Raw genomic sequence first — 9200 nt, 5'->3', positions numbered from 1 at the left:
GTCGGCTTCGAGCTCCCGAGCCAGATCGCCCATCCGGCGGACCAGCTCGCGGTGGTTCGCGAGGTCGTCGCCCGAGATTCCCGAGCCGGCGTGGGCGTGGATGCCCGCGAACGCGAACTCTCCGTCGATCCGGGCGGCGATGTCGGGCGCGCGGTCGAGCCCGACGCCGAACTTGGGGTGGCCGCCCGTGACCACCTTCTCGTGGTGGCCGGCGCCGACGCCGGGGTTGATGCGCAGCCGGAGGCGCCCGTCGAACCCGCGTTCGGCGAGGCGGTCGACCGTGTCCGCGGCGCCGGCGGTGATCGTGAGTTCGGGATTCTCCTGCCACGCTTCGACGACGCTGTCGAGGTCGCCGGCGGGCGGATTGACCGCGGTGTAGATCACGTCGCTGCCCGGGATTCCGGCTCGGAGGGCGCGGCGCACCTCGCCCGCCGAAGCGCACTCCACCGCAAGCCCCTCGTCGTGGACGGTCTGCAGGGTTTCCCCGGCTGTGTGGGCCTTCGCGGCGTACTGGATCTCGGCATCGGGGAACGCGGCCCGGAGCCGCCGGCAGTTCTCGCGGACCCGCGCGGGGTCGAACACGTACAGCGGCGTGCCGTGCTCCGCGGCGAGCGCTTCCAGCGTACTGCGGTCCCAGTCGTCGAGCCGCCGGACCGCGGGGCCGCCGTCGGACGCCGCCGCCCGCTCCTCGTCGCTCATTCCCGGAGCGCGCCTTCGCGCTGGGTCGCTTCGAGCGTCTCCTGTTCCAGCCCCGTCGCGACGACGGCGGGCTTGTACGCCTTCCCGGGGATCAGCTCCTCGTCGGAGACCGAAGACTCGACGTAGCGCTGGAACGCGCGGCGTTCCGGCGGGAGGCGGCCGTAGTGGACCTCCTCCTCGACGAGGTCGTAGACGGGGATCCGCGGGGTCAGGAGCGTGTCCTCGCCGACGACGCTGTTCTCGCCGACGACGAACCCCGACGTTACGCGGCAGCCCGCGCCCAGCGAGACGCCGTCCTCGACGACGACCGGCGCGTCCTCGACCGGTTCGAGCACGCCGCCGATCAGCGTGTTGGCGCCGATCTTGACGCCGTCGCCGATCTGAGCGCAGGAGCCAACCACGTCGTTGGAGTCGACGAGGCTGTCGTCACCGACGCGGGCGCCGATGTTGACGAAACTCGGCGACATCATGATCACGTCCTCGCCGAGGTAGGAGCCGGGGCGGAGGACGGTGCCGTCGGGCGTGTTTCGCGCGCCGCGGTCCGCGAGGTCGTCGGTCGAGCGCAGCGGCAGCACGTCGTAGTAGTCGACGCCGCCGTACGTTCGGGGTTGGGTCTCGCGCAGGCCGAAGTTGAGCAGCACGCCCCGCTTGACCCACGGGACGGCCTCCCACTCCGCGGGGCCGACTTTCTCGGCGGCGCGGTACTCGCCGGCCTCCAGCGCGGCGAGAAACGCGTCGAGGGTCTCCAGTTCGCTGCTGCCCGCCTCCTCGGCGGTGAGTCCGTCTTCGTAGCGGTTCCACAGGTCCGAAATCTCGGTTTCGAGGCTCATTGGTAGATGTTGGATGTGTCGCTGGTCAGTCCTGCAGTAGTTCGGCGAACTCGTAGCGTCCCGGTTCGCGGTCAGCGACGGCGACGGCGGCGTCGAGTGCGCCCTCCGCGAACACGCCGCGGTCGCCCGCCGAGTGCGACAGCGAGACGGTCTCGCGGTTGCCCGCGAACAGCACCTCGTGCTCGCCGGTCACGTCGCCGGCCCGCCGGGCGTGGACGCCGATCTCGTCGGTCTCGCGGGGCTGCTCGCCCTCGCGGCCGTACTGGCGGTCGGTCAGGTCCGGGCGTTCCGCCTCGACGTCCTCGACGAGCGTGAGCGCGGTGCCGCTGGGCGCGTCACGCTTGCCGTTGTGGTGGGTCTCGGTGACCTCCACGTCGTATCCCGGGAGCGAAGCGGCGGCCTCCCGGACCGCCCCCCGGAGCGCGGCGATCCCGCGGGAGAAGTTGCTGGCGTGGAGCACCGGAATCGACTCGCTGGCGGCGTCGAGCGCGCCCAGCGGGTCCGCATCGTGGTCTTCCAGCCCGGTCGTTCCGGTGACGAACGCGACGCCGTGCTCGGCCGCGATCTCGGCGTACTCAGCGGTCGCCTCCGGCGCGGTAAAGTCGACGACGGCGTCGACGTCGTCCTCGTCGGCGAGGATCGCGGCGAGGTGGGTGCCGACCGCTGCTTCGGCGGTCACGGAGCCGGGGGTTCGGGAGACGGCTGCGGTGACGAGCACGTCCGAACGGTCGCCCGCCGCGTCGATGAGTTCCTCGCCCATCCGGCCGGTCGCGCCCGTGACGACGATCCGGGTCGGGCTGGCCGACATCAGACGGTCACCTCCGGCTCGCCGCCCGCGAGATCGGCGAGCGTCTCGCGGAGTTGCTCACGGTGCTCCTCGGAGAGCCGCGTCAGCGGCGAGCGCACGTGTGGCGGGTGGTCCTCGCGGATCGCCATCGCTTCCTTCACCGGAATGGGGTTGGTCTCGACGAACAGCTCGCGGATCAGGGGTTCGAGCTCGTAGTGGAGGTCGCGAGCGCGGCCCATGTCGTCGGCGGTGGCGGCGCCGACCATCGCGCCCGTCCGCTCGGGCTCGACGTTGGCGACAACGCTGATCGTCCCCGTCCCGCCCAGCGAGCAGATGGGGAGCGTGAGTCCATCGTCGCCCGAGAGCACCGAGAACGCCTCGTCGCGGGTGCGTTCGATCACCTCGGAGACGCGGCCGAGGTCGCCGCTCGCGGCCTTGTACCCCTGTACGTTCGGATGCTCGGCGAGTTCGGCGACCACGTCGACGGGGACGTTCCGGCCCGTCCGCGAGGGGACGTTGTAGACGATCTGTGGGAGATCAACCGCGTCGGCGATGGTGCGGTAGTGGTCGAGGTAGCCCTCGGCCTCGGGCTTGTTGTAGTACGGTGAGATCAGCAACACGGCGTCGGCGCCGGCACCTTCGGCGTCCTCGGCGAGGCTGACGGCCTCGTGGGTCGCGTTCGATCCCGCGCCGGCGATCACCGGCACGTCATCGACGGCGTCGACGACGGTCTCGACGACCTGCGCGTGCTCGTCGTGGGTCAGCGTCGCGGACTCGCCCGTGGAGCCGACGGGGACGAGACCGTCGACGCCCGCGGCTTCGAGGCGCTGTGCGTCGGCAGCGAGTCGGTCGTGGTCGATGCTTCGGTCCTCCCGGAAGGGAGTGGTCATGGCGGGGTAGACCCCGCTGAACGGTGTCGTCATCTGGTGTGAGGCTGTCGCGTGAGCGGTCGCTGCGCGATGCGGTCGAAAGTCGCCAACGACCGGACGCCACGCCGGCCGAGAGCGGGAGAAGTCAGCGTTTGCCGCGTTTCCCGCAGCGGGGTGCGACAGCCGGAGCTCCGCGGGCGGCGGCGCCGTCGAGTCCGGACAGTCGCGTCACGGACGGGAGAGGGAGGGCGACCCTCATAACGGTTCTGACTCCGGCCGGGATCGAGACGGCATTTTTTAACGAACGCCGGGCAACGAACGGCTAATGACCGAGATCCACGAGGGCCAGCGCGTCGCGGTGCTCGCCGACGCGCAGAACCTCTATCACACGGCCCAGAGCCTCTACTCGCGGAACATCGACTACTCGGGGCTGCTGGAGAAGGCGGTGATGGACCGCGAGCTCGTGCGGGCGCTGGCGTACGTGATCCGCGCGGACTCGCCCGAGGAGGAGTCCTTCTTCGAGGCGCTGGAGGATATCGGCTTCGAGCGCAAGATCAAGGAGATCAAGACGTTCGGCGACGGCTCCCAGAAGGCCGACTGGGACGTGGGTATCGTGCTCGACGCCGTGACGCTGGCGGAGAAGGTGGACACGCTGGTGCTCGCCAGCGGCGACGGCGACTTCGCGCGGCTCTGCTCGCACCTCCGTCACGAGGGCGTCCGGGTGGAGGTGTTCTGCTTCGAGAGTTCGACCGCCGAGGAGCTGATCGAGGCCGCCGACGCGTTCCACGACATGGCGGAGCGGGAGGAGGAGTTCCTGCTCTAACCCCACTCGTCCCGAGCTTCGAGACGCTTTTCCGCCGAGCGCTCGCTCTCTCAGTATGGCCAAGACCTCGCGTGCGGACCTGCGGACCACGGCCGACTACCAGTTCGGCCGCGGCGCCGGGCAGGCGCTGTTCCCCGCGGAGGCCCACCTCGAGATCGACTACTCCACCGGCGGCCGGCCGAGCCAGATCCACGCCCCGGACGGCCGGCTGGCGTCGATGGGCACCGACGGCCGCTTCACGCTCGGCTTCGCGGGCGGGCGACGGCTCCACGACCACCTCGACGCGCCGGCGTACCGCGTCTACGTCGGCGACGAGTCCGAGCCGTTCGTGCGGGAGGGGGAGAACACGTTCGCGAAGTTCGTCGACCGGTGTGGGGAGGAGATCAGGGCGGGAGACGAGGTGCTGGTGGTCCACGAGAGCGGGGAGCTACTGGGCGTGGGGCGGGCGGAGCTGTCGGCGACGGAGATTCTGGACTTCGAGACGGGGATGGCGGTGATGGTCCGGGAGGGCGTCGAGGAGTACGTGGATTCCTCTTCGTAGTTCTCGGTCGGTTCGTTCTCTTCGTTCGTTGGAGTGCTGTTTCTGGCGGGATTGTCGTCGACAACACCGTGAAAGCCCCTGCCCGCTCGACGGCTGCGACTCGCTGCGCTCCTCGGTCACTCCGTTCCCTGCGGTGCTCGCGTCGTCTCGCTCGCCGAGCGGGCAGCCCCTTTCAGTCCCGCCCGCATAGCCCACGAACCTCCCCAGCCGACTCCCTCCCTCGCTTCGCTCGGTCAGTCGTCCCTCGCGCTCGCTCGCGCACGGAGGCGCGAGCGCTTCGCGCCAAGTTCACAATTTCCAAAAAGTCTCTACAGTCCCAGCGCCGTCAGGATCGGCACGCCGGCGGCGACCGAGCCGACGAGATAGCCGCCGATGGCACCGCCGTTGAGCAGCGGGAGGCCGGCGTGGGCGCGGCCGGCGAACACCATCCGCAGGAGGACGAACAGACCGAGGAACGTCCCGATCATCGCCGCCAGCGCGGGAAGGTTCAGCGCGAGGTCGATCCCGATGTCCAGCGGAGCGGCAGGCGAGAAGTGGGCGGCGCTGGCGACGAGCACCGTCGGCATCACCGCGTCGCCCAGTCCGATGAAGAACGCGTCGCGGTCGGCCACCGCCGGCGCCTCGCCCTCGACGGCGGCCTCGTCGGAGACCGACTCGCTCTCGGTGTCGCCGTCCGCTTCGCTGTTCTCGTCATCCCCGTCCTCGTCCTCGGGTAGGATCGAGAACCCCAGCGTAAGCGGGATCACCAGCACCACCGGCACCCGGAGGTCCATCACGCCCTCCGCGAGTTCGAGCATGTGCTCGGTGCCGTACACCGAGATGGCGTCGTACACCGCCAGCACCGCGAGCAGCACGATCGCCGGCAGGACGCCGAAGCTAATACCGAACAGCCCCGCAGCGCCGGCGCCCATCACCACTCCCGCGGCGTCGATGACGTACCACTCGGGGTACACCCACAGCGCGACCGCGATCAGCGCGGAGAGGGGGATCGCGGCGATCGCGGGGAGGAACACGCCCAGCACGTACCACGCCAGCAGGCCGCTGGTGAACACGACGAACGCCCGGACGACCCAGTCGAAATCGTACTTGAACGCCGCGAGCATCAGCACCGTCATCACCAGGATCAGTAGGATGTAGACGAGGCTGTTCGTGGGGTCCTGTGGATTCTCGAACTGCTGGTAGCCGCTGGCCTCGAAGGAGGGGACCAACGCCAGCGCACCCAACTGGACGAGCAGGAAAACGAAAGCCGCGAACGCCGTCCCGCGGAACGCACGAGAACTCATTGTCAGCCGTTCTCCCGGGAGCGGTTTGGCCGTTGTGGTCCCGGGGCGTCAGCGGGCGTACAGCTTCTGCCCGACGAGCGCAGCGAGGCCCGAGCGATCGTTCGGCGTGACCGCGACGTAGGGCTGGGAGACAGGGCCGAACACGTCGACGACGCGCCCGACCGTGTCGAGGTTCTCGTCGACGACTGGCTGCCCGATCTCGGGGTGGTCGCCGTCCGGGCAGCGCGCGATCGCCAGCCCCTGTGCGGTCCGAGCGACCGTGCCGACTCGCTCCATCAGTCCCGCAGGATCGCGACGTACGCCGCGATGGCCTGCACGAGGTCGTTCTTCGTGGCGTCCTCGGCGCCCTGGACGAGCACGCGACCGCGCTGCTCGTACTCCCGGGGGTAGGTCTTGTCCCGCTCGATGACGGCGTCGTAGCCGACCTGCTGGACCGCCTTGGCGATCTCGTCGACCGTCGGCTCGTCGACGGCCTCGTCCTCGGGGACGCGCCGCCCCTCCGAGCGACTGTACGCCGCGTCGAGGTAGGCGGGGTAGACGACGTTCTCGATCATGCGAGAGAAGAAGCCGTCGGCGGGGAAAGCGGTTTTGGTGGCGCTCAGTCGCGTCGGGCGAGCAGCGCCGCGCCCGCGCCGAGAGCAGCCACGGCGGCGCCCGCACCGAAGCCGGGCCCCTCAGTCGCGGTCTCCTGTGTCGCGGTTTCGGTCGCCGTCGCGGTCTCGGTCATCGCGACCGTCTCGGTCGGCGTCGGGGTCGCCGTCTCGACGCTCACGTCGCCCCGTGCGGTCCACTCGGCGTTCGCGGCCGCGTCGGGGTGGAACCCCTCGGTGAGGTTCCGGGTCGCGTACACCACCGAGCGCGGCGCGGGCTGGCTGAGGTAGTTCGCGTCCACGACGACGCTGGCGTTGTTCTCGCCCGCGGTCGTCAGCGAGTACGGCTCCTGTCCGATGTAGCCGGCCATCCACGGCTGGAACACGATGATCTCGGGGTCGAGTTCGACGATCACCTCGTCGGACGCCTCGCTGTAGCCGCTGCCGTACCGCTCGGCGGCGACGTTCTGGCCGCCCGCGGCGGTCACCATCGCGTCGATGAACGTCTCGTTGCCGACGACGAAGCCGCCGCCGAGCGGGACCAGCGCGCCCGGCCGGTCGAGGTCGGCGGTGATCTCGGTCGCGGTGTCGACGTTCGCGTTCATCCAGGCGTTGGCCTCGGCGGCGCCCTCACAGTTGCCGGTGAGCTGGCCGATGAGCGCGGTCTTGTTCGCCACGTCCTCGATCGAGGTGGCCTGCTCGAACTTGTACACCGTCATCCCCGCATCTCGCAGGGCGGCGACGGTGTCGTTGGTGACGATGTTGGCCGCGAGAACCAGATCGGCCTCGGTGCCGACGACCGCCTCGGTGCTGTAGCCGAAGCCGGCCGCGGAGACGTTGGTCCGGCTCTCGGCGTCAGCGAGGTACTCGGCGTTCTGGTCCAGCCCGACGACCTGCTCCTTGCCGCCGATCTCCCACATCGTCTGGGCCGCGCTCGGCCCCAGCGTGGTGACGGTCTCGGGCGCCTCCTCGATCGTCACCTCGGTGCCCGTCGCGTCGGTCGAAGAGAGCGGGTAGGAGCAGTCGGGAACCGACTGCTGGACCGCGGCGTTGTCGACGCTCGCGTGGGCCGTCGGCGCGCCCGTCGCCCCGACGGCGCCGGCCGGCGCGACGCTCACGAGAAGCGTACACAGTACGATCAACAGCGTTGTTCGCGTTCGCATCGCCTCCCCCTCGCGGCTAGTGCAACAAGTATTTGTCTAACGCAACTCAGGTTTGAGTACATGAGCGTCGCGAGGCGCGCCACCGGCTGGTCTGTCGCGTTAGCCGGCGCGCTCGCCGTGACCGTCGTTCTCAGTGCGGGGATCGGCCCGGTTCCGGTCCCCGCCGAGGCGGTCGTCAAGGCCGTGCTCGAGGCGGTCGCGGTGCCGAGCCTCGCGGAGGGCGAACTCGGCTGGCGGCGTCCCTTCGAGTTCTCGCTGCAGGACTCAAACCGGGCGATCGTGATGCGGATCCGCCTGCCGCGGATCCTGCTGGGTGCGCTGGTCGGCTTCGCGCTCTCGGCGGCGGGGACGGTGATGCAGGGGTTCTTCCGGAACCCGATGGCCGACCCCTCGATCATCGGCGTCTCCTCGGGCGCGGCCGTCGGCGCCGTCGCGGCTATCGTCGCCCCGGCGCTGATCCCGTTCGGACTGGGGCTGGAGCCGGCGGCCTTCGCCGGCGCGCTGATCACCGCCTTCGGCGTCTACGCCATCGCGACCGAGGGCGGGCGAACGCCCGTGGCGACGCTGCTGCTGGCCGGGGTGGCGGTCCAGACGTTCCTCGGCGCGGTTACCTCCTTTCTCCTCCTGCACTCCGGGGAGAGCATGGAGGAAGTAGTGTACTGGCTGATGGGCCACCTCGACAACGCCGGCTGGGGGGATTTCGTCCCCGTGGCGGGCCTGCCGCTGTTGCCGCTGTTCGTCGCCTGCTGTTTCCTCCTCCTGCTGGCCTACGCGCGTGACCTGAACGTCATGCTGCTGGGCGAGGAGGAGGCCGCCGGCCTCGGGATCGAGGTCGAGCGGACCAAGCGCCTCCTGCTCGCGGTGTCGGCGGTGATGACCGGCGCCGGCGTCGCCGTCTCCGGGGTGATCGGCTTCGTCGGCCTGATCGTCCCCCACGTGATGCGACTCGTCGTCGGCCCGGACCACCGCATCCTCCTGCCGACGGCCGCGCTCGCGGGGTCGGCGTTCCTCGTCGCGGCCGACACGGTCGCCCGGAGCGGCGCCCAGGAGCTTCCGGTCGGGATCGTGACGGCGGCGGTCGGCGCGCCCTTCTTCCTGTTCCTGCTGCGCAGACGGAGGGTTCACGAGCTATGAGTCGGACAGATCCGAGCGACGAGGGACCGATCGACGGCGACGTCGCGACCGACGGACCAGTGCTGTCGATCGCCGATCTCTCGGTGACGCTCGGCGACAACGACGTGCTCGCGGGCGTGAGCCTCGACGTGGAGCGCGGGGAGTTCGTGGGACTCGTGGGTCCCAACGGCGCCGGGAAGTCGACGCTGCTGCGGGCCGCCCGCGGCTCGCTCACTCCGGATTCGGGCCGGGTCCAGATCGCGGGCGAGGCCGCCGACGCGCTGTCGGCGAAAGCCGTCGGCCGCCGGGTCGCGACGGTCCCGCAGGACACCTCCATCTCCTTCTCGTTCGACGTCCGGGAGATCGTCGAGATGGGGCGAACGCCCCACGTCCCGCGGTTCGGATCGATGGACGAAGCCGACCACGCGGCCGTCGAGCGCGCGATGGAGCGGACCGAGGTCGCCGAGTTCGCGGATCGACCCGTGACCGAAGTCTCCGGCGG

12 protein-coding genes are annotated in these 9200 nt (G+C 70.3%); 4 read left to right on the top strand and 8 right to left on the bottom strand.

What is annotated here, in order from left to right; translation table 11 throughout:
- The 4 genes from ACFR9S_RS04860 to dapA form a co-directional block, all read right to left on the bottom strand.
- A partial coding sequence (locus tag ACFR9S_RS04860; RefSeq protein WP_459077188.1) for a type III PLP-dependent enzyme domain-containing protein occupies positions 1–699 on the bottom strand: 699 nt, incomplete at its 3' end.
- Positions 696–1529 (bottom strand): 2,3,4,5-tetrahydropyridine-2,6-dicarboxylate N-succinyltransferase, encoded by an 834-nt coding sequence (locus ACFR9S_RS04855; RefSeq protein ID WP_379732784.1) that lies wholly within the window; start codon positions 1527–1529, stop codon positions 696–698. The genes ACFR9S_RS04855 and ACFR9S_RS04860, both read right to left, overlap by 4 nt.
- Positions 1530–1554: 25 nt before the next feature.
- Complete coding sequence (gene dapB, locus ACFR9S_RS04850) at positions 1555–2337, bottom strand: 4-hydroxy-tetrahydrodipicolinate reductase (protein ID WP_379818179.1); 783 nt, start codon at positions 2335–2337, stop codon at positions 1555–1557.
- Positions 2337–3239, bottom strand: a complete 903-nt coding sequence (dapA, locus tag ACFR9S_RS04845) for a 4-hydroxy-tetrahydrodipicolinate synthase (protein ID WP_379818178.1) — start codon at positions 3237–3239, stop codon at positions 2337–2339. The genes dapB and dapA overlap by 1 nt, the downstream gene beginning before the upstream one ends.
- A gap of 271 nt (positions 3240–3510) precedes the next feature.
- Between dapA and ACFR9S_RS04840 the strand changes: the two genes are divergently transcribed.
- Both ACFR9S_RS04840 and ACFR9S_RS04835 read left to right on the top strand, forming a co-directional pair.
- Entirely contained in the window at positions 3511–4008 is a 498-nt protein-coding gene (locus ACFR9S_RS04840) for a LabA-like NYN domain-containing protein (protein WP_379731825.1), read from the top strand.
- A gap of 55 nt (positions 4009–4063) precedes the next feature.
- The gene (locus ACFR9S_RS04835; protein WP_379731824.1) at positions 4064–4549 is read left to right on the top strand and encodes a PUA domain-containing protein; all 486 of its coding nucleotides are present in this window, start codon (positions 4064–4066) and stop codon (positions 4547–4549) included.
- A gap of 308 nt (positions 4550–4857) precedes the next feature.
- Here ACFR9S_RS04835 and ACFR9S_RS04830 read toward each other — a convergent pair whose 3' ends face one another.
- Genes ACFR9S_RS04830 through ACFR9S_RS04815 form a run of 4 tightly spaced genes read right to left on the bottom strand, consistent with a single transcriptional unit; the run spans position 4858 to position 7585 of the window.
- Complete coding sequence (locus ACFR9S_RS04830; RefSeq protein WP_379731823.1) at positions 4858–5832, bottom strand: presenilin family intramembrane aspartyl protease PSH; 975 nt, start codon at positions 5830–5832, stop codon at positions 4858–4860.
- A 48-nt stretch (positions 5833–5880) separates the two neighbouring features.
- Positions 5881–6108: an H/ACA ribonucleoprotein complex subunit GAR1 gene (locus ACFR9S_RS04825; RefSeq protein WP_379731822.1), complete on the bottom strand. Its 228-nt coding sequence runs from the start codon at positions 6106–6108 to the stop codon at positions 5881–5883.
- Positions 6108–6386, bottom strand: coding sequence for a signal recognition particle subunit SRP19 (srp19, locus tag ACFR9S_RS04820; protein WP_379731821.1), 279 nt, complete (start codon positions 6384–6386; stop codon positions 6108–6110). Before srp19 ends, ACFR9S_RS04825 begins: the two co-directional genes overlap by 1 nt.
- A 44-nt stretch (positions 6387–6430) precedes the next feature.
- Positions 6431–7585 carry a PGF-CTERM-anchored ABC transporter substrate-binding protein gene (locus ACFR9S_RS04815; RefSeq protein WP_379818177.1) on the bottom strand — a complete coding sequence of 385 codons (1155 nt, stop codon included), beginning with the start codon at positions 7583–7585 and terminating at the stop codon, positions 6431–6433.
- 60 nt (positions 7586–7645) lie between these two features.
- On the opposite strand from ACFR9S_RS04815, the gene btuC reads away from it, so the two are divergent.
- Together btuC and ACFR9S_RS04805 are read left to right on the top strand one after the other, a co-directional pair.
- The gene (gene btuC, locus ACFR9S_RS04810) at positions 7646–8719 is read left to right on the top strand and encodes a vitamin B12 ABC transporter permease BtuC (RefSeq protein WP_379818176.1); all 1074 of its coding nucleotides are present in this window, start codon (positions 7646–7648) and stop codon (positions 8717–8719) included.
- The coding region (locus ACFR9S_RS04805) for an ABC transporter ATP-binding protein (RefSeq protein WP_379818175.1) at positions 8716–9200 on the top strand (485 nt) is incomplete at its 3' end. The genes btuC and ACFR9S_RS04805, both read left to right, overlap by 4 nt.

It is taken from the genome of Halolamina salina, assembly GCF_042678005.1.
GTDB lineage: Archaea > Halobacteriota > Halobacteria > Halobacteriales > Haloferacaceae > Halolamina > Halolamina salina.
Note: the sequence above shows the minus strand (reverse complement) of the source record. Positions and strands in the feature narration are given on the sequence as shown.